An 18,640-nucleotide genomic window follows, 5' to 3' on the forward strand; every position below is an offset into this window, starting at 1 on the left:
CGGCGGACCAGGAGGCGCCGGAGGACCACCGGCCACCACAGCCGGACCCGCCAGCATCGTCGCGGCATGGTCCAGCCCCCGGCCGAGCGAACCCGGGGCACCCGGCGGACCGGGAGGAGCGGGCGGCTGACCCGCACCGGAACCGTTCGACCCACCCGGAACACCCGGCGGACCAGGAGGCGCCGGAGGACCACCGGCCACCACAGCCGGACCCGCCAGCATCGTCGCGGCATGGTCCAGCCCCCGGCCGAGCGAACCCGGAGCACCCGGCGGACCGGGAGGAGCAGGCGGCTGGCCCGGCGCAGGAGCGGCAGGCGCAGCAGGAGCGGCAGGCGGCGCGGGCGGAGGCGAGACGGGTGCCCGGTCCGTGGGCTCTTGGGCCAGCGCCTCCGCGGTGGCGTACGCAGGCCCGCCCGCAGGCGCGGGCGCGGCAGTGGGCGCGGGCGGCACCGGCGGGACCCCGGGCGGCGTCACCGGGGCCCGGCCCGTGGGCTCCTGGGCCAGCGCTTCGGGGGACCCGGGCGCGGGCACCGGCGGCGCCCCCGCCCCGAGGTTCACGGCAGGCGCGATCGCCGTCTTCGGCAGCTGGCTGCCCCCGGCCATCAGCGTGGTCTTGGCCTCCGGGGAGACACCCCCGGACGGCGCGAGCTCCTCCAGGTCCGACCCGGACAGCGGCGGCGCGAACACGGTCGCGGGCAGTGCCACCGACCCCTCGTCCGCGCCCGGGTTCACGTCCGTCCCGGCCCACGGCGTCGCCCCGGTGGGCACCCCGTCGTTGGCGGTCGGCTCGTACGGCACCTCACGCCGCAACGGCACCGGCTCCGGCCCCGCCGCAGGCGCCGGCGCCGACGTACCCGGCGCGGACCCGGCGGCCTCCTCCACGGCAGCGCCAGCCGGAACCGGCCCCGCCGCAGCCGCAGACCCGGCCCCCGCACCCGACACCGAGCCCGCCCCGGAACCCGAAGACCCCGGTCCCCCCGGGATCCCCGCACGGTCCGCGGCCTCCTGGAGCCACTCCGGCGGACTCAGCATGAACGACGTCTGCTCCGAGTCGATCCGCGGCGACGGCACCGAGGCCTCCGCCGCCGGAGCGGCCGCAGCCCCGTACTCCTCCTCGTACCGGCGGATCACCTCACCCACCTGCAACCCCGGCCACAGCGTCACCTCGCCGCTGTCCCGCGCGATGACCAGCCGCTGCCGGCCACCCCCGGACACCGGACCGCCCGGACGGTCCTCCGCCCACACCACGAACCCGAGCCCGAACTCCCGCACCCGCACCTCACGGTGCTGGTACGGAGGCACGTCCCCGTTGATCCACTCCTCGGCACGCTCCTGCGCCTGCGCAAACGTCACCATCGCGCTGTCATCCCTCCACCGGCGCCGCACCCGGCACCGGAACCGGCCCCTCCACGGGAACCGAGCGTGCGAATCCGCCGTCCACCATCAGACCGGCCACCGTCTCCAACTCCGGTGGATTTCCGGCCAGTCGTTCGAGAAAGGCATCGAAATCGGCACCGCACGGCAACAGCAGCCGCTCCACGCGCTCCTGGACGGTCCAGCCGTCCCGGTCCCGCCCGTCGTCGTACGGGGAGAACCACACCGAACCGATGCCCTCGCCCTTCACCTTCACCGCGAGCAGCCCGCCCTGCGCGAACGCAACGCACAGGTAATCCTTCGTCAGGTGATCACGCAGACACTTGTTGACGTACACCAGGTCATTGACCGCCGCCTCCTCACGCACCGTGAAGAACGGCTGGTCCACCAGCACACCCAGATCCACATCCAGACCGACGCCCACCGGCGCACTGCCGCCCGCCGCCTTCAGGAACGAGCGGTACGCCTCCGGCAACCGGTACCCGAGATCCTCCTCGATCCCCTGCACCTGCTGCTCCGACACCGAAACCACCGACTTCGGCAGCCCCAGGTGCACCGGCCGCACCTCCTGAAGCGGCCGCGTCCCCCGCTTCTCATGGTCCACCGGCGCCGTCGCCAGCCCGGCATGATGCCGCAGCAAAGCCTTGACCTCCACCGGAACCAGCTCCATCCGCCGCGTCCCCGCCACGTGGTGCCACGTCCAGCCGTGCGGCGTCGCCACCGGACCGACCGTGTCCCACAACGGATGACCCGCCGCACGCATCGCCGCGTTCGCGGACACATAGTCCGTCAACCGCAACTCGTCCACACCGAAGCCCTCGGGCGGCTCGGCGATCTCCACCGCCGCCCGCGCGTACGCGGTGAAGTCCGGATGCCCCTGCGCGCCCATCCGCACGCCCTGGGGATGCCGAGCGGCCCGGACCGGGTCCGGGAAATGCACGACCTGCCCCGAGTACGCGGCGTTGGGTGGCGCGGCGTGCTGGCCGAGCCGACCTGTCGTCATGGCGGTAGCCCCCTGCTGGATCTGGCTGGTTCACCACAGCCTATGTGCTCCGGCAAGAGGGGCACCCGCCCCCGAGCCACGCACCCACCCAACGGCCGGGAACATCCGAATTGATACGAATATTCGACCCCCGTTCCACACCGCGAGGGACATTTGACAGGCTGTCCCCACAGCACGGGGCGTGCGCGACAGCGGCCATCACCGCAGCCAACGGGAGGGAAGACGCGACCATGCAGAACACGGCAACACGCACAACGGCAGCCGACACCGGACCGGAAGCCGCCGGCCCCGCCTCGGACCCGCGCCTGCGCTGGAGCACCACCGGCAACCACACCGCCGCGCCCGTGCCCCGCTTCCGCCGCGACGGCATCCTCCCCACCGTCGCCGCCGCCCTCTCCGTACGCGGCGAAACCCTCACCGGCACCGCCGGCAAAGCCGACCAGCCGCCCGCCCTCCACCCCCTCGTACAAGACTTCCTCGACACCCTGACCAGCAGCCAGCGCGAACGCTTCACCGGCCGCTGCCCCGAGGCCATCCTCCTCTCCCGCCACCTCACCGCCACCGAAAAGGCCCGCAGCAAACGCGCCTCCCGCAAACCCCTCACCGCCGGCGAAGCCCGCCGCTCCCTCAAACACGCCAAAATCACCGCCCGCCGCATCCGCGAAGACGGCGACCCCCTCCACGGCAGCTACGCACCCCCCTGCCGCTCCTGCGAGGCCCTCCTCGCCCACTTCGGCGTACGACCCGTCGACCTCACACCCGCCTCCGAGAGGGCCTGACCCCCGCCACCATGACCACCACCTCCTCCGCCTCCTACGACCGCTCCTCGGCCACCCGCTTCCCCACCACCGTCGACACCGCCCTGCGCACCGCCGGCTGGGAACCCGGCCGCTGGGACATCAAGCAGGCCGAGTACTGGGCCGACGCACTCCGGGACCACACCACACCCGCCGGACACCGCCACACGGTCTTCCCCGCCGCCGTCGAAGCCTGGGCCGAGTTCGGCGGCCTCAAGATCACCCCCTCCGGGCCCGGCCGCCAGATCGCACCCGTCCCCGTACGCCTGGACCCCCTCACCGGCCTGCACCTCGCCCGCACCTTCGCCGACCTCGGCCGCGCCCTGTCCACACAGCTCTGCCCGCTGGGTGTCGACTCCGACGGCGCCTCCCACCTCGCCATCGACCGCGAAGGCCGCGTCTACGCCATCGACCACACCGGCGACTGGTACCTCGGCTCCGGCATGGACGAAGCCCTCACCCTCCTCCTGACCGGCCTCCAGCCCGCCCGCCTCACCGCCGCCCACTGACCCCACCCGCCCCGGCGCACCAGACACCCCCGGCGCCGGAACCGGCAGCAACGGGGCAACGGCAGCGGGGACGGCGGCCCAGGCCGCGACAGCAAAGCCCACCACCGAGCCCGGCGGGAAACCCGGCCGCTACCCCTGCCCCGCGACCCCCGGCAGCACCGCCGACACCCGGAAACCACCCGCATCCGTCGGACCGGACACGAACACCCCGCCCAACCCGAGCACCCGCTCCCGCATCCCGACCAGCCCGTTCCCCCCACTCGGCAGCTCGGGCCGCGCCACGTCCGCCGCACCCGGCCCGTTCTCCACCTGCATCGCCACCTCACCCTCCCGATGAGCCAGCCGCACCACGACCTCCGCGCCCGGCGCATGCTTGTGGCAGTTCGTGAGCGCCTCCTGCACCACCCGGTACGCCGTCTGCTCCACCTCGGCCGGATACGCACCCACCGCACCCCGGACATCCAGGTCCACGACCATCCCCGCCGCCCGGGACTGCCCCACCAGCACCTCCAGCTCCGCCAGCGTCGGCCCGTCCTCCGAACCCCCCGACGCGACCGCCACTGCCACCGCCACCGGCTCCACCGCAGCCGCCGGAACCGACGCCACCCCGGACACCGCCGGCTTCGCCGACACCGGCGCCCGCAACACCCCCAGCATCTCCCGCAGCTCCGTCAGCGCCTGCCGGCCCATGTCCCCCACCAGCGCCGCATTCCGCACCGCCTTCACCGGATCCTTCGCCGCCACCGCCTGCAGCGCCGCCGCGTGCACCACCATCAACGACACCCGGTGCGCCACCACGTCGTGCATCTCCCGGGCGATCCGGGTCCGCTCCTCCCTGCGGGCCCACTCGGCCCGCTCCTCCGCCCGCTCCGCCAGCAACAGCAGCTCCCGCTCCAGCGAGTCCGCCCGCTCCTGAAGGCTCTCCATCAACCGCCGCCGCGCCCCCATGTAGAGGCCGAGCAGGACCGGCACCACGTTCAGCGCCACCGCCAGGACCCCGGACAGCACGAGCACCACCCCGTGGGTGGCCCCGACATCCCCGCTCGTGCGCACGTAGAGCACGACGAAGGTCGCCGCCAGCGCCAGCACGGTCAGCGTCGCGGTGATCCGGCGGGGCACCTCACTGGCGGCGAGCGTGTACAGCCCGACGACCCCGAGCACCATCCCCATCGCCGCCGGTGCCACGGCGATCCCGACCAGCACCACGGCGACCGGCCAGCGCCACCGCAGCAGCACCACCGACCCGACCAGAACCCCGAACAGCACCCCCAGGGCCACCGGGATCCCGGTCTCCCGCGCGAAGGCCACCCCCTCGGCGGCGCACTCGGCGGCCGACACCGCCGCGATCCCCCCGTCGAGCACCGCCGACCGCGGCCGCTCCCACCACAGGGGCCCGTCCCGCCCGGCCCCGCCCTGCAATTCCCCCGAACTGGTCATGCCGCCCAGCCTACGCAGCGGCCCCAGCACACCCGCGACCGGAATTCCCGCAAACCGCGGGTGATCGCACCTACGACTGAACCGTCCGCTGAGCGGGACCTGAATCTCACATTCCGGACGACAGTGGCCCCATGACCGAAATTCGACGTCGCCCCGGCGACGGCACGGGCGGCCTCCGCACCGGAGCCGCGACCTTCGAATCCCTGCGCGACCAGGCCGTCGCCCTCCGCCGCGAAGGCCTCAGCCGCCGCCAGATCCGCGACCGCCTCCACGTCCACAACAACGACATCCTCAACCGCCTCCTCGAAGGCGAGCCGGCCCCGGAATGGACCAAGCGCCCCAACGCCAAGGACGACCTCCGCACCCGCGCCCGGGAACTCCGCCTCCAGGGCATGACCTACGACCAGATCCAGCTGGAGCTGGGCTGCTCAAAGAGCTCGATCTCCCTCTGGGTCCGCGACCTCCCGAAGCCGACGCCCCGCCGAACCCCCTCCGAGCAGGCCCGATTCGCCTCGGAACAGCGGTGGACCCACGAAACCGCTCTTCGGGACGAGCAGCGAACCCAGGCCAAGGAGGCGGCACGGATCGGGATCGGCGACCTCAGCACGAGGGAGCTCTTCATGACGGGAGTGGCGCTGTACTGGGCCGAGGGAGCAAAGGACAAGGCGTACGACCGCCGCGAGAAGGTGCAGTTCATCAACAGCGACCCGGGGGTCATCCAGGTCTTCCTGGCCTGGCTGGACCTCATCGGTGTCGAAAGGCAGCGGATCAGCTATCGCGTGATGATTCACGAGTCCGCCGACGTCACGGCCGCCGAGAGGTACTGGGCGGAGCTGGTCGGCGTCGACATCACACAGCTGGCCAGGACGACCCTGAAGAAGCGCAATCCGGTGACCAGCCGGAAGAACGTCGACGAGAACTACCGCGGCTGCCTCACTCTTTACGTCAGCCGAAGCGCAGACATCTACCGTCGCATTGAGGGCGCTTGGTGCGGCATAGTAGGGGCGGTCAGCCTGAATCGGAAGGGCGAGATGTCCGATTTTGGGTGATTTACCATCCCCTGTGGTGTAATGGCAGCACTGAGGTTTTTGGTACCTTATGTCCGGGTTCGAATCCTGGCAGGGGAGCTATGCAGGTTCGGGTCCTGACCGGAAGGTCAGGACCCGCCCTCGTTTACGGCCCCCGACCCCCCGGTATCCTTCGGAAGTCCACCACCCGAAGCCGAAGGGCACACCCGTGAGCGCCAACCGCCCGGCAGCCGTCGTCGTACTCGCAGCGGGTGAGGGCACCCGCATGAAGTCGGCCACTCCCAAGGTCCTGCACGAGATCTGCGGGCGGTCGCTCGTCGGACACGTCGTCGCCGCCTCGCGCGAGCTGGACCCCGAGCACCTCGTGGTCGTCGTCGGCCACGCCCGCGAGCAGGTCGCCGCGCACCTCGCCGACATCGACGCCGGCGTCCGCACGGCCGTCCAGTACGAGCAGAACGGCACCGGCCACGCCGTCCGCATGGCGCTCCAGGAGCTCGGCGGGTCCGTCGAGGGAACCGTGGTCGTGGTCTGCGGCGACACTCCGCTGCTGACCGGCGAGACCCTGTCGGCCCTGGTCGCGACGCACGGCGCCGACGGCAACGCGGTCACCGTCCTGACCGCCGAGGTCCCGGACTCCACCGGCTACGGGCGCATCGTCCGCGACGCGCAGACCGGTGCGGTCACCGCGATCGTCGAGCACAAGGACGCCACCGAGGAGCAGCGGGCGATCCGGGAGATCAACTCCGGGGTCTTCGCCTTCGACGGTGCGCTGCTGGCCGAGGCCCTGGGCGAGGTGCGGACGGACAACAGCCAGGGCGAGGAGTACCTCACCGACGTGCTGGGGATCCTGCGGGAGGCCGGTCACCGCGTGGGTGCGGCCGTGGGCGGTGACCACCGGCAGATCCTGGGGATCAACAACCGGGTGCAGCTGGCGGAGGCGCGGGCGCTGCTGAATGCGCGGCTGCTGGAGCGGGCGATGCTGGCGGGTGTGACGGTGGTGGATCCGGCAAGTACGTTCGTGGATGTGACGGTGACGTTCGGGCAGGACGCGCTGATCCACCCGGGTACGCAGCTGCTGGGTGCCACGCACATCGCGGAGGGTGCCGAGGTCGGTCCGAACACGCGGCTGAAGGACACGCAGGTGGGTCCGAGGGCGCGGGTGGACAACACGGTGGCGGACTCCGCGGTGGTCGGCGAGTCGGCGTCGGTGGGTCCGTACGCGTATCTGCGCCCGGGTACGAGCCTCGGCCTGAAGGCGAAGGCCGGTACGTACGTGGAGATGAAGAACGCGACGATCGGTGAGGGGACGAAGGTCCCGCACCTGTCGTACGTGGGTGACGCGACGATCGGTGAGTACACGAACATCGGTGCGGCGAGCGTGTTCGTGAACTATGACGGTGAGCACAAGCACCACACGACGGTCGGCTCACATTGCAAGACGGGTTCGGACAACATGTTTGTGGCGCCTGTCACGATCGGGGACGGTGCCTACACGGCGGCCGGGTCCGTGATCACCAAGGATGTGCCGCCCGGCGCACTGGCCGTGGCGCGCGGCCAGCAGCGGAATATCGAGGGCTGGGTGGCTCGTAAGCGTCCGGGGAGTGCGGCTGCGTCGGCGGCGCAGTCGGTCGCCCGGGAGGGGTCCGCGGAGGGCTGAGCAAGTCCTTCCGGGTGAACTGTCCGGAAACAGGTGCGCCGGAGACGGCGTACCGTGATAGGTGCACGCAATCGGCTGGCTCACCGTGTGCGGGACGGACGCACAGGGGGGCGAGCAGCTTTCAACACGTCTGAGGAGACTGTGCTGTGACCGGGATCAAGACGACCGGCGAGAAGAAGCTGATGCTCTTCTCCGGCCGCGCCCACCCCGAGCTGGCCGAGGAGGTTGCGCACCAGCTGGGCGTCCAGCTCGTGCCGACCAAGGCTTTCGACTTCGCCAACGGTGAGATCTACGTCCGCTTCCAGGAGTCGGCGCGTGGTGCGGACTGCTTCCTGATCCAGAGCCACACGGCTCCGATCAACAAGTGGGTCATGGAGCAGCTGATCATGCTGGACGCGCTGAAGCGTGCGTCGGCCCGCTCGATCACGGTGATCATCCCGTCGTACGGGTATGCCCGCCAGGACAAGAAGCACAAGGGCCGGGAGCCGATCTCGGCGCGTCTGGTGGCGGATCTGCTGAAGACGGCGGGTGCGGACCGGATCCTGACGGTCGACCTGCACACGGACCAGATCCAGGGCTTCTTCGACGGTCCGGTGGACCACCTGTCGGCGCTTCCGGTTCTTGCGGACTACGTGGGTGCCAAGGTGGACCGCACGAAGCTGACGATCGTGTCTCCGGATGCCGGCCGTGTGCGTGTGGCCGACCGCTGGTGTGACCGTCTGGACGCGCCGCTGGCGATCGTGCACAAGCGCCGTGACAAGGACGTCGCCAACCAGGTGACCGTCCACGAGGTCGTCGGTGAGGTTCGGGGCCGGGTCTGCGTTCTGGTCGACGACATGATCGACACGGGTGGCACGATCTGTGCTGCGGCCGAGGCGCTGTTCGCGCACGGTGCGGAGGACGTCATCGTGACGGCGACGCACGGCATCCTGTCCGGCCCGGCGGCGGACCGCCTGAAGAACTCGAAGGTGAGCGAGTTCGTGTTCACGAACACGCTGCCGGACCCGTCGGACCTGGAGCTCGACAAGATCACGGTGCTGTCGATCGCCCCGACGATCGCGCGTGCCGTGCGCGAGGTGTTCGAGGACGGTTCGGTGACGAGCCTTTTCGAGGAGCAGCAGTAGGGGTCGGGCGGCGGGTCCCGCTGCTGGTCCTGCGTAGATCCTTTGTTCTGCGGTAGATCCTTTTGAGTGCGGCCTCCCTGCCGGGTAGACTCGATGAGTTGCTCGGCGAGGGAGGCCGCGCCTTTTTTCGTGAAGGTGCCGGGGCTCCGTTATCGACGCGCTCTTCGTAGCAGGCCGTTTCGTGGCCGGGTGACCGTTGTCCGTTTTCCGTCACCCCACGAGGAGTGATCATGTCCGAGGTCAAGCTCTCCGCTGAGATCCGTACCGTGTTCGGCAAGGGTGCCGCCCGCGCCACGCGCCGCAACAAGCAGATCCCCGCGGTCATCTACGGCCACGGCGAGGCCCCGAAGCACGTCGCCGTCGAGGGCCACGCCCTCACCCAGGCGCTGAAGACCCCGAACGTCCTGATCTCCCTGGACATCGCGGGTGACGGCACCGAGCTGGTCATCCCGAAGGCCGTCCAGAAGGACCCGATCAAGCGCACCGTCGACCACGTCGACTTCCTCGCCGTGAAGAAGGGTGAGAAGGTCACCGTCGAGGTTCCGGTCCTGGCCGAGGGTGAGCTGGCCGCCGGCGGCAACCTGCTGGAGCACGTCCTGGCCGCCGTGTCGGTCGAGGCCGAGGCCACCCACCTGCCCGAGTCGCTGACGGTGTCCGTCGAGGGCCTGGCTGCCGGTGCCTCGGTCCACGCCAAGGACATCGCGCTGCCGTCGGGCGTCACCCTGGTGACCGAGGCCGACGCCGTCGTCCTCCAGGTCGTCGCCGCCCAGGTCGAGGAGCCGGCCGCCGAGGGTGAGGCCGAGGGCGCCGAGGCCTGAGCCTCGTCGTTTTCTTCTCGCTGATGCCGAACGGCCGCCGTTCTGTTCCACTGGAGCAGGACGGCGGTCGTCGACGTTGAGGAGCTGTGTGATGTCGGACGACGCGGCGCCCTGGCTGATCGTCGGCCTGGGGAATCCCGGGGCGGAGTACGCGGGCAATCGCCACAACATCGGGTTCATGGTGGTCGACCTGCTGGCCGACCGGATCCGGGGGAAGTTCAAGGCGCACAAGGCGCGGGCGCAGGTGGTGGAGGGGCGGATCGGGCCGCCGGGGCCGGCGAACCGGCGGGTGGTGCTGGCGAAGCCGATGTCCTTCATGAACCTGTCGGGTGGTCCGGTGACGGCGTTGCGGGACTTCTACAAGGTGCCGGTGGAGCGGATCGTTGCGGTCCACGACGAGTTGGACATCGACTACGCGACGCTGCGTCTGAAGCTGGGTGGCGGGGACAACGGGCACAACGGCCTGAAGTCGATGACGAAGGCGATGGGCGCGGACTATCACCGGGTGCGGTGCGGGATCGGGCGTCCGCCGGGGCGGATGCAGGTGGCGGATTTCGTGCTGAAGGACTTCTCCGCCGTGGAGCGCAAGGAGCTGGACTGGTTCGTGGACCGGGCGGCGGACGCGGTGGAGTGTTTGATCACGGAGGGTTTGGAGCGGGCGCAGTCGGCGTACAACGCGTAGGCCGTAGACGCATCGTTACTTGGGACAAGTGGCTCCAGAGGGGGCAGCTCATGGCGAATGTGCATGACTGCCCCTTGACCGGGGTGGTGTCGGATCAGCAAGCTGGCGCCCGCCGCCCCCCAATCGGCCACACTTCTTCCCTCCCTCAGAGGTGTCTACATGCTCCATTCCCGTAAGCGCTGGGCGGCGGTTGCCGCTGCGCTGGTTCTCGGTGCGAGTGCCGGTCCGGCGTTCGCTGCCGACACGTACACGGTGCCGCTGCACCAGGCGAAGGATCTTCCGCTGTTCGCGGCCCAGTTCAAGGGCAAGCCGGGCGAGACCTGCGGCAACATACCTGCGACGCAGGACGGCTGGCACTTCGTGCTGCCCGGCAACTCGACGGATTTCGTCAAGGTGACGGTTACCTTCGAGCCCGGTGGCCAGCAGCAGGTGGTGGTCTTCGGGCCGCCGACGGGCAAGCACGCGTTCGTGGGTTCGGCTCCGGGTGCCAAGCTGACGGCGGCTTCGGCCGAGGTCAAGGGCGGGTCGGTGGACCGGTTCATCCTGTCGCACACGTGCCCGTCCACGGCGACCACGCAGCCTTCGCCGTCGCAGTCGACGTCGACGAAGCCGAGCACCTCGCCGTCGACGTCGGTGTCGCCGAGCTCCAGCACGTCGACGTCGGCGTCGCCGTCGTCTTCGACGAGCGTGAGCCCGTCGTCGTCGGTGAGTGCGTCGCCGTCGGGTTCTGCGTCCTCGCCGGCTCCGTCCGTGTCTCCGTCGGGTGGGACGACCGGTGGTGACCTGGCGCAGACCGGTTCGGACACGCCGGTCGGCCTGCTCGCCGGGCTGGCGGGTGCGCTGGTTGCCGCCGGTGCCGTGCTGGTGGTGCGCCGCCGGAAGGCCGGTGCCGAGGGCTGAGGCTCTCGTGAGCCGGGGGCCGGGTGCCTTCGGTGATGCGGCGGGGCCCCCGCACCGTTGTGGTGCGGGGGCCCTGTCGTGTGTACGGGCTGCTGCGGGCCGGTCAGCCGGTGTTGCGCAGGCCGGCGGCGACGCCGTTGACGCTGAGGAGCAGGGCGCGGGAGAGGACCGGGTCGGGTTCCTCGCCGCGGGCGGAGGCGGCGCGCTGGCGGGCCAGGAGGGAGACCTGGAGGTAGGAGATGGGGTCCAGGTAGGCGTCGCGTACGGCGAAGGTCTGCTGGAGGACGGGCTGGGAGTCGAGGAGGCGTTCGCCGCCGGTGATGCGCAGGACCTCGCGGACGGTGAGTTCGTGTTCGGCGCGGATGCGGTCGAAGACGTGGCGCAGTTCGTCGGGGACGAGGGTGTCGACGTAGTGGCGGGCGATCCGCAGGTCGGTCTTGGCGAGGGTCATCTCGACGTTGGACAGGAAATTGCGGAAGAAGTGCCAGCGTTCGCCCATCTCGGTGAGGACGTTCTCCTGGCCGGCGTCGCGGGCGGCCTTGAGGCCGGAGCCGACGCCGTACCAGCCGGGGACGATCTGGCGGGACTGGGTCCAGCCGAAGACCCACGGGATGGCGCGGAGGCCGTCGAGGCCGGCGCCGGAGTCGGGGCGGCGGGAGGGGCGGGAGCCCAGGTGGAGGTCGGCGAGCTGGTCGACGGGGGTGGAGGCGAAGAAGTAGGCGGGCAGGTCGGGGTCTTCGACGAGGGCCCGGTAGGCGGCGTGGGCGGCGTCGGAGGCGATGTCCATGGCCGCGTCCCAGCGGGCGAGGTCGTCGTGGGACTGGCGGGGCGCCGTGTGCAGGGCGGAGGCCTGGAGGGTGGCGGCGACGGTGAGTTCGAGGTTCTCGCGGGCGAGGGACGGGACGAGGTACTTGTCGGAGATGACCTCGCCCTGCTCGGTGACCTTGATCTCGCCTTCGAGGGTGCCCCACGGCTGGGCGAGGATGGCGTCGTGGGAGGGGCCGCCGCCGCGGCCGACGGTGCCGCCGCGGCCGTGGAAGAGGCGCAGGCGGACGCCGTAGCGGTGGGCGACGTCGCGCAGGCGGCGCTGGGCGCGGTGGATCTCCCACTGGCTGGTGGTGATGCCGCCGAACTTGGAGGAGTCGGAGTAGCCGAGCATGACCTCCTGGACGTCGCCGCGGAGGGAGACCAGGCGCCGGTAGGAGGGGTCGGCGAGCATGTCGTCGAGGATGACGTCGGCGGCGCGGAGCTCGTCGGTGGTTTCGAGGAGCGGCACGATGCCGATCTTGGCCCAGCCGGCGTGGAGGTCGACGAGGCCGGCCTCGCGGGCGAGGACGGCGGCGGCGAAGACGTCGTCGGCGCCCTGGCACATGGAGATGATGTAGGACTCGATGACCTCGGGGCCGAACTTTTCGAAGGCGTCCTTGATGGTGAGGAAGACGCCGAGGGTCTTGTGGCCGGCCGCGTCGAGCGGGGCGGGGGTGGGCGCGAGGGGGCGGCGGGAGCGGAGTTCCTTGGCGAGGAGCTTCTGCCGGTACTCGCGGGGCATGTCGCAGTAGCGCCAGGATTCCTCGCCGAGGCGGTCGAAGAGCTGGCCGAGGGCGTGGTGGTGGGCGTCGGCGTGTTCGCGGACGTCCATGGTGGCGAGCTGGAGGCCGAAGGCGGCGAGGGTGCGGATGGTGCGGTCCATGCGGCCGTCGGCGAAGAGGCCGCCGCGGTGCTCGCGCAGGGAGGTCTGGATGAGGGTGAGGTCGGTGAGCAGTTCGGCGGTGCCGAGGTAGTCGCGGCCCTCCTCGTGCGGGGTGCCCTTGGCGAGGCGTTCGCGGGTGTTGAGGAGCTTCTGCCGGATGCAGGTGACCTTGAGGCGGTAGGGCTCTTCGGCGTTCAGCCGCTTGTAGCGCGGGCTGATCTCGGGGAGGCGCTCGAGGTCGGCCTGGAGGGAGGAGAGGAGTTCCTCGGTGGCTCCGGTGTAGCGGATGGAGTTGGAGAGCAGGCTGCGCAGGAAGTCGATGAGTTCCAGGGCGTCGGTGATGCCGTGCTCGTGCTGGAGGATCAGCACCTCGCGGGTGACGTCGGGGGTGACGTTGGGGTTGCCGTCGCGGTCGCCGCCGATCCAGGTGCCGAAGGTGAGGGGGCGGGTGCCGGGCGGGAGTTCGATGCCGACGCGCTGGAGTTCGGCGGCGAGGTCCTCGAGTACGTCGCCGACGGCGCCGGCGTGGAGCTCGTCGAGGTAGTAGATGGCGTTGCGGGCCTCGTCGGCGGGCTCGGGGCGGACGACGCGCAGTTCGTCGGTCTGCCAGACGAGGTCGATGTTCTCGGCGAGGCGGAGGTCCTGGCGGCGGCGGTCGCCGGTGCCCGCGGCGGTCTCCTCGAGGAGGGCGGCGATGCGGCGCAGCTTGTTCAGGACGCTGCGGCGGGCGGCCTCGGTGGGGTGGGCGGTGAAGACGGGGCGGACGTTGAGGTTGCGCACGGTCTCGCGCAGGTGCTCGGGATCGGCGTCCTTGAGCATGTCGGCGGTGCGGGCGAGGACGCCGCCTTCGGCGGCGCGGTGGGCGCGCAGCTCGCGGCCGCGGTGCACCTGCTCGGTGACGTTCGCGAGGTGGAAGTAGGTGGAGAAGGCGCGTACGAGCTTGGCGGCGGTCTCCAGGTCGGTGTCGCCGAGAAGGGCGGCGGCGGCCTCGCCGTCGGTGCGGGTGAGGGCGCGGACGCGCTCGACGAGGTCGAGGAGTTCTCGGCCTTCCTGGCGGACGATGGTTTCGCCGAGGAGGTCGCCGAGGCGGCGGATGTCCGCGCGCAGATCTGCGTTGACGGCGGCGACGGCGGACGGGGCCCGGCCCGGGGTGTGGGCGGTGGAGGCCTGGTCGGCACTGCTCACAGGTGCGGCTCCTTGCAGTGGTCGAGCGCTACGGGGAGGTGGGCTCCGGCGTGCGCGCGTGGCGGTACCGCCGCCCGGACCGGTGTTCCGGGGGTGCCCTCTGCGGCGCAGCTCGGCTGCCCGTGCGGACCGCGCTGTCCGACGACACCAGGATAGGTGTCCGGGCCTCGTGCCTCGGTAAATGTCTCGACAGGCGGGCGCTGTGCGCCGTGCGGGCGGGGCGCGGACGCCTGTGGTGCGCCGTGTCGTGTTGGTGCGCTCCTCTTGTCGGGGGGCTGTGCTTTGCCATACTTACGTTGCCGTAGGTTACGCATCCGTAGCCGGGGTGCCTGCCTTCTCCCTCACCCTTCAGGGGACGCCCATGACCACCGGTCCCGATCTGATCGAGGGCGTCTCCACGCCCTCCGATCCGCCCTCTGCCCCGTCCTCCGCCCCGTCCTCCGATTCCCCGTCCGGCGCCCCGTCCGGCGCCCCGCTGCCGTCCGCGACCCGCGGCGGTGAGCACAAGCGGTCGGTGGAGCAGATCGCGCTGCTGTTGTTCATCACCGTCCCGTTCGCGGCCCTGCTCGCGGCGGTGCCGCTGGCCTGGGGGTGGGGGGTGAGCTGGCTGGACCTCGGCCTGATGGCGTTCATGTACTTCCTGACCTGCCACGGGATCACGGTCGGCTTCCACCGCCACTTCACGCACGGCTCCTTCAAGGCGAAGCGGCCGCTGCGGATCGTGCTGGCGGTCATGGGTTCGATGGCGGTGGAGGGGCCGCTGGTGCGCTGGGTGGCCGATCACCGCAGGCACCACCGGTTCTCCGACCAGGACGGCGACCCGCACTCGCCGTGGCGGTTCGGGGAGAGCCTGCCGGCGCTGGTGAAGGGCCTGTGGTGGGCGCACGTCGGCTGGCTGTTCGACACGGAGCAGACCGATCAGCGGAAGTACGCCCCCGATCTGATCAAGGATCCGGCGCTGCGGCGGATCTCGCGGGACTTCGTGTTCTGGACGGTGCTGTCGCTGGCGGTCCCGCCGCTGGTGGGCGGTCTGGTCACGATGTCGTGGTGGGGTGCGTTCACGGCGTTCTTCTGGGGTTCCCTGGTACGGGTGGCGCTGCTGCACCACGTGACGTGGTCGATCAATTCGATCTGCCATGCGGTGGGCAGGCGTCCGTTCCGGTCCCGGGACCGGTCGGGGAACGTGTGGTGGCTGGCGGTGCTGTCGTGCGGGGAGTCCTGGCACAACCTGCACCACGCGGACCCGACCTCGGCGCGGCACGGGGTGCTGCGCGGCCAGGTGGACTCCAGTGCCCGGCTGATCCGCTGGTTCGAGCTGGCGGGCTGGGCGACGGACGTGCGCTGGCCGTCGGGTGCCCGGATCGACGCCCGACGCAGGGAAAACGCGTCACACGCGGCATGATGGGGGGCGTGGTGATCGACGGCAGCACTTCCAGCAGCGACAAGCCCAGGCGTGGCCGCCGGGTTCGGATGACGGGCGCGGAGCGGCGCCAGCAACTGCTGGACATCGGCCGGGCCCTGTTCGCCGAGAAGGGCTTCGAGGGCACGTCGGTGGAGGAGATCGCGGCGAAGGCCGGGGTGTCCAAGCCGGTGGTGTACGAGCACTTCGGCGGCAAGGAGGGCCTGTACGCGGTCGTGGTGGACCGGGAGATGCGCCAGCTGCTGGACATGGTGACGGGTGCGCTGACGGCCGGTCATCCGCGGGAGCTGCTGGAGCAGGCGGCGTTCGCCCTGCTGGACTACATCGAGTCCTACACGGACGGGTTCCGGATCCTGGTGCGGGATTCGCCGGTGGCCCAGTCGACGGGTACGTTCGCGTCGCTGATCAGCGACATCGCCACGCAGGTCGAGGACATCCTGGGTCTGGAGTTCAAGGCGCGGGGGTTCGATCCGAAGCTGGCCCCGCTGTACGCGCAGGCGCTGGTCGGGATGGTGGCGCTGACCGGGCAGTGGTGGCTGGACGTGCGGCGGCCGAAGAAGGCGGAGGTCGCGGCGCACCTGGTGAACCTGGCCTGGCACGGGCTGGACGGGCTGGAGTCGAAGCCGCGGCTGGTGGGCCACCGCAAGAGCTGAGGCCGCGCGGGCCCCGCTGGGAGCCCGCGCAGGGTGCGGCGCCCCGCCGCCGCGGCTGCGGTGGCGGGGCGCCGTCGCGTTGGTCAGTGCTCCTTGACGGCGACGGCGAAGATGCGGCGGAAGGGGAAGACGGTGCCGCGCGGGCCGGTCGGGTAGGCGGTGTGCAGCAGGTCGCGGTATTCGGCGAGGAAGGCGTCGGCGGCCCGGGGGTCGTCTTCGAGGGCGGTCAGGACGGGGCGCAGGGCGGTGCCCTTGACCCAGCCGAGGACGGGGTCGTCGCCGGGCAGCAGCTGGAAGTAGGTGGTCTCCCACGTATCGGCGGCGCAGCCGAGCTCGGTGAGCCGGTCGAGGTACTCGGCGGCGTCGAGGACGTGGGTGTAGCGGGAGCCGTGGCCGGCGAGCCGGTCGCGCCAGCGCGGGCTGTCGCAGAGCCGGGCGAGGAGGGCGTGGCTGGGGGCGGCGTGGTTGCCGGGGACCTGTAAGGCGAAGGTGCCGCCGGGCCGCAGCCCGTTGATCCAGGCGGCGAAGGAGCCGGGGTGGGCGGGGACCCACTGGAGGGCGGCGTTGGAGACGATCAGGTCGTAGGGCTCGTCGGGGAGCCAGTCGGCGATGTCGGCACGGTGGAAGTCGAGGGTGCCGCCGCCGGGGGTGGGTCCGGCGTGTTCGGCGGCGGCGCGGTGGAGCATCTCCGCGGAGAGGTCGAAGCCGGTGATGTGGGCCCGGGGCCAGCGTTCGGTGAGGAGGGCCGTGACGTTGCCGGGGCCGCAGCCGAGGTCGGCGATGCGGGCGGGGTCGGCGGGGAGTTCGGGCACGCGGGTCAGGAGATCGAGGAAGGGGCGGGTGCGGTGTCCCGCGTGCCGGAGGTACTGCTGGGGGTCCCAGGTGGGTGCGGCGCTGGTGGTGGCGGTGGGGATCCGTGCCGTCTGGCGCGTGTCGGAATGCATGGTGGAGCCTCCCTGCTGCTGGTGGGGGTCGGGAGCGGAGGCCGTTTACGGCCCCGGCCGCTCCATGCCCGCGATCACCCCAAATATATCTTGACATCAAGATTCATGCCTTCAAGATACACCTCTCCGAAACTCTCGCATTCAAGAGACTTCACGTCGACATACCCCTTACACTGATCGGCATGGAGGACGAGGTCGACCGGTTGGTCGCGGCATGGCGGCGGGAACGCCCTGACCTCGACGTGGAACCGCTGGAAGTGCTGAGCCGCGTGAGCAGGCTCGCCCGCCACCTCGACCGCGCCCGCAGGCTGGCCTTCTCCGAGCACGGCCTGGAGCCGTGGGAGTTCGACGTGCTGACCTCGCTGCGCCGCGCCGGCACGCCCTACCAGCTCTCCCCCGGCCAGTTGCTGACGCAGACTCTGGTCACCTCGGGCACCATGACCAACCGCATCGACCGGCTCGCCAAGAAGGGGCTCGTCGAGCGGCTGCCCGACCCGAGCGACCGGCGCGGGGTCCTAGTCCGGCTGACCCCCGAGGGCCGCGACCGCGCCGACGAGGCCCTCGCCGGGCTGCTGGCCCAGGAGCGGGCGATCCTGGGCCGGCTCTCCCAGGGCCAGCGCGCCGACCTCGCCGCCCTGCTACGCCAGTTGACCGCTCCGTTCGACAACATCCCCGGATAGGTCCGCCGGCCGTACGCCCGCCCGCCGGGCCAGCGCCACGGCCGCGAGCGTGGAGTGCACCCCGAGCTTGCCCAGCACGTTCTGCATGTGCGTGCGGACGGTGTGCGGGGACAGGAACAGCCGGGCCGCCACGTCCTTGCGGCCCAGCCCCGCCACCATGCAGCGCAGCACCTCGTGCTCGCGCGGCGTCAGGGACTCCACGAGCCGCTCGCTGTCGCTGCGGTGCTTGCGCGCGGCGGTCAACTCCCGCAGGACGCCGGTGAGCAGAGCGGGCGGCAGGTGCGTCTCCTCGCGCAGGACCCCCCGGATGACGGCCAGCAGCCGAGAGAGCGAGCAGTCCTTCGCCACCCAGCCCGAGGCCCCCGCCTGGAGGGCGTACGCGGCCCGGCGCGGGTCGTCGCGTTCGGCGAGGACGACGGTGCGGACCGCGGGGTGGGCCGCCCGTACGCCGGCGACGAGCGCGATCCCGTCGGAGCCGGGCGGAGGCGGCCCGGACCCCGGCTCCCGCTGGGCGGGCACTGGCCCGGCCGCGGCGCCGAGGTCGGCGTCGACCAGCAGCACGTCGAAGCGGCGCCCCTCCGCCACCGCGCGTTCCAGGCAGCGCAGGGCGGCCGGGCCGCTGCCGGCCGCGGACACGTCGACGTCCGGCTCGGCCGCGAGCGCGGCGGCCAGCGACTCGGCGAAGATGCGGTGGTCGTCGACCACGAGAACTCGGATGCGAACCACAAAACCCCCAAGG

16 protein-coding genes, 1 tRNA gene and 1 pseudogene are annotated in these 18,640 nt (G+C 71.4%); 12 read left to right on the forward strand and 6 right to left on the reverse strand.

The window, feature by feature from the left end; translation table 11 throughout:
* Both AC068A_RS23130 and AC068A_RS23135 read right to left on the reverse strand, forming a co-directional pair.
* Positions 1 to 1,356 (reverse strand): annotated as a pseudogene (locus AC068A_RS23130) (SUKH-4 family immunity protein); the annotation flags it as partial.
* A gap of 7 nt (positions 1,357 to 1,363) precedes the next feature.
* A complete protein-coding gene (locus tag AC068A_RS23135; protein WP_478587701.1) occupies positions 1,364 to 2,377 on the reverse strand; it encodes an SMI1/KNR4 family protein in 1,014 nt (337 codons plus the stop codon).
* Positions 2,378 to 2,607: 230 nt separating this feature from the next.
* Between AC068A_RS23135 and AC068A_RS23140 the strand changes: the two genes are divergently transcribed.
* Together AC068A_RS23140 and AC068A_RS23145 are read left to right on the forward strand one after the other, a co-directional pair.
* The gene (locus AC068A_RS23140; protein WP_478587703.1) at positions 2,608 to 3,156 is read left to right on the forward strand and encodes a YwqJ-related putative deaminase; all 549 of its coding nucleotides are present in this window, start codon (positions 2,608 to 2,610) and stop codon (positions 3,154 to 3,156) included.
* Positions 3,157 to 3,167: 11 nt separating this feature from the next.
* A complete protein-coding gene (locus AC068A_RS23145; RefSeq protein WP_478587704.1) occupies positions 3,168 to 3,683 on the forward strand; it encodes an SUKH-3 domain-containing protein in 516 nt (171 codons plus the stop codon).
* A 129-nt stretch (positions 3,684 to 3,812) separates the two neighbouring features.
* Here the strand turns inward: AC068A_RS23145 and AC068A_RS23150 are convergent, their stop codons facing one another.
* Positions 3,813 to 5,120, reverse strand: a complete 1,308-nt coding sequence (locus AC068A_RS23150) for a sensor histidine kinase (protein WP_478587706.1) — start codon at positions 5,118 to 5,120, stop codon at positions 3,813 to 3,815.
* A gap of 131 nt (positions 5,121 to 5,251) precedes the next feature.
* On the opposite strand from AC068A_RS23150, the gene AC068A_RS23155 reads away from it, so the two are divergent.
* From AC068A_RS23155 to AC068A_RS23185, 7 genes are all read left to right on the forward strand, one after another.
* Positions 5,252 to 6,169, forward strand: coding sequence for a hypothetical protein (locus tag AC068A_RS23155; RefSeq protein ID WP_478587708.1), 918 nt, complete (start codon positions 5,252 to 5,254; stop codon positions 6,167 to 6,169).
* Positions 6,170 to 6,176: 7 nt separating this feature from the next.
* Positions 6,177 to 6,247 (forward strand) — tRNA-Gln (locus tag AC068A_RS23160).
* Positions 6,248 to 6,356: 109 nt separating this feature from the next.
* Complete coding sequence (glmU, locus tag AC068A_RS23165; protein ID WP_478587710.1) at positions 6,357 to 7,805, forward strand: bifunctional UDP-N-acetylglucosamine diphosphorylase/glucosamine-1-phosphate N-acetyltransferase GlmU; 1,449 nt, start codon at positions 6,357 to 6,359, stop codon at positions 7,803 to 7,805.
* 146 nt (positions 7,806 to 7,951) lie between these two features.
* Positions 7,952 to 8,929, forward strand: a complete 978-nt coding sequence (locus tag AC068A_RS23170; protein ID WP_360630674.1) for a ribose-phosphate diphosphokinase — start codon at positions 7,952 to 7,954, stop codon at positions 8,927 to 8,929.
* Positions 8,930 to 9,159: 230 nt separating this feature from the next.
* On the forward strand, positions 9,160 to 9,747 hold the full coding sequence (locus AC068A_RS23175; RefSeq protein WP_478587712.1) for a 50S ribosomal protein L25/general stress protein Ctc: 588 nt from the start codon (positions 9,160 to 9,162) through the stop codon (positions 9,745 to 9,747).
* 91 nt (positions 9,748 to 9,838) lie between these two features.
* Positions 9,839 to 10,429 (forward strand): aminoacyl-tRNA hydrolase, encoded by a 591-nt coding sequence (gene pth / locus AC068A_RS23180; RefSeq protein ID WP_478587714.1) that lies wholly within the window; start codon positions 9,839 to 9,841, stop codon positions 10,427 to 10,429.
* 159 nt (positions 10,430 to 10,588) lie between these two features.
* Positions 10,589 to 11,329, forward strand: a complete 741-nt coding sequence (locus tag AC068A_RS23185; RefSeq protein WP_478587716.1) for an LPXTG cell wall anchor domain-containing protein — start codon at positions 10,589 to 10,591, stop codon at positions 11,327 to 11,329.
* A 103-nt stretch (positions 11,330 to 11,432) separates the two neighbouring features.
* Here AC068A_RS23185 and ppc read toward each other — a convergent pair whose 3' ends face one another.
* Positions 11,433 to 14,204 (reverse strand): phosphoenolpyruvate carboxylase, encoded by a 2,772-nt coding sequence (gene ppc, locus AC068A_RS23190; protein ID WP_478587718.1) that lies wholly within the window; start codon positions 14,202 to 14,204, stop codon positions 11,433 to 11,435.
* A gap of 361 nt (positions 14,205 to 14,565) precedes the next feature.
* On the opposite strand from ppc, the gene AC068A_RS23195 reads away from it, so the two are divergent.
* Complete coding sequence (locus AC068A_RS23195; RefSeq protein ID WP_478587720.1) at positions 14,566 to 15,606, forward strand: acyl-CoA desaturase; 1,041 nt, start codon at positions 14,566 to 14,568, stop codon at positions 15,604 to 15,606.
* Positions 15,603 to 16,277: a TetR family transcriptional regulator gene (locus tag AC068A_RS23200; protein ID WP_478587722.1), complete on the forward strand. Its 675-nt coding sequence runs from the start codon at positions 15,603 to 15,605 to the stop codon at positions 16,275 to 16,277. The genes AC068A_RS23195 and AC068A_RS23200 overlap by 4 nt, the downstream gene beginning before the upstream one ends.
* Positions 16,278 to 16,360: 83 nt before the next feature.
* On the opposite strand, the gene AC068A_RS23205 is transcribed toward AC068A_RS23200, so the two are convergent.
* Positions 16,361 to 17,221, reverse strand: coding sequence for a trans-aconitate 2-methyltransferase (locus AC068A_RS23205; protein ID WP_478587724.1), 861 nt, complete (start codon positions 17,219 to 17,221; stop codon positions 16,361 to 16,363).
* Positions 17,222 to 17,403: 182 nt separating this feature from the next.
* Here AC068A_RS23205 and AC068A_RS23210 point away from each other — a divergent pair, with 182 nt between their 5' ends.
* Positions 17,404 to 17,901 carry a MarR family winged helix-turn-helix transcriptional regulator gene (locus tag AC068A_RS23210; RefSeq protein WP_478587726.1) on the forward strand — a complete coding sequence of 166 codons (498 nt, stop codon included), beginning with the start codon at positions 17,404 to 17,406 and terminating at the stop codon, positions 17,899 to 17,901.
* On the opposite strand, the gene AC068A_RS23215 is transcribed toward AC068A_RS23210, so the two are convergent.
* The gene (locus AC068A_RS23215; RefSeq protein ID WP_478587728.1) at positions 17,860 to 18,627 is read right to left on the reverse strand and encodes a LuxR C-terminal-related transcriptional regulator; all 768 of its coding nucleotides are present in this window, start codon (positions 18,625 to 18,627) and stop codon (positions 17,860 to 17,862) included. The two genes, AC068A_RS23210 and AC068A_RS23215, sit on opposite strands and share 42 nt — an antisense overlap.
* Positions 18,628 to 18,640: the final 13 nt, after the last annotated feature.

It is taken from the genome of Streptomyces sp. NPDC043854 (assembly GCF_056436005.1).

Excerpts from the sequence above, each read along its gene's own strand:
- AC068A_RS23145 (WP_478587704.1), top strand. The coding sequence starts at position 3,168 with ATGACCACCACCTCCTCCGCCTCCTACGACCGCTCCTCGGCCACCCGC.
- AC068A_RS23140 (WP_478587703.1), top strand. The coding sequence starts at position 2,608 with ATGCAGAACACGGCAACACGCACAACGGCAGCCGACACCGGACCGGAA.
- AC068A_RS23200 (WP_478587722.1), top strand. The coding sequence starts at position 15,603 with ATGATGGGGGGCGTGGTGATCGACGGCAGCACTTCCAGCAGCGACAAG.
- AC068A_RS23135 (WP_478587701.1), bottom strand. The coding sequence starts at position 2,377 with ATGACGACAGGTCGGCTCGGCCAGCACGCCGCGCCACCCAACGCCGCG.
- pth (WP_478587714.1), top strand. The coding sequence starts at position 9,839 with ATGTCGGACGACGCGGCGCCCTGGCTGATCGTCGGCCTGGGGAATCCC.
- AC068A_RS23210 (WP_478587726.1), top strand. The coding sequence starts at position 17,404 with ATGGAGGACGAGGTCGACCGGTTGGTCGCGGCATGGCGGCGGGAACGC.
- AC068A_RS23195 (WP_478587720.1), top strand. The coding sequence starts at position 14,566 with ATGACCACCGGTCCCGATCTGATCGAGGGCGTCTCCACGCCCTCCGAT.
- AC068A_RS23155 (WP_478587708.1), top strand. The coding sequence starts at position 5,252 with ATGACCGAAATTCGACGTCGCCCCGGCGACGGCACGGGCGGCCTCCGC.
- AC068A_RS23150 (WP_478587706.1), bottom strand. The coding sequence starts at position 5,120 with ATGACCAGTTCGGGGGAATTGCAGGGCGGGGCCGGGCGGGACGGGCCC.
- AC068A_RS23185 (WP_478587716.1), top strand. The coding sequence starts at position 10,589 with ATGCTCCATTCCCGTAAGCGCTGGGCGGCGGTTGCCGCTGCGCTGGTT.
- AC068A_RS23175 (WP_478587712.1), top strand. The coding sequence starts at position 9,160 with ATGTCCGAGGTCAAGCTCTCCGCTGAGATCCGTACCGTGTTCGGCAAG.
- AC068A_RS23205 (WP_478587724.1), bottom strand. The coding sequence starts at position 17,221 with ATGCATTCCGACACGCGCCAGACGGCACGGATCCCCACCGCCACCACC.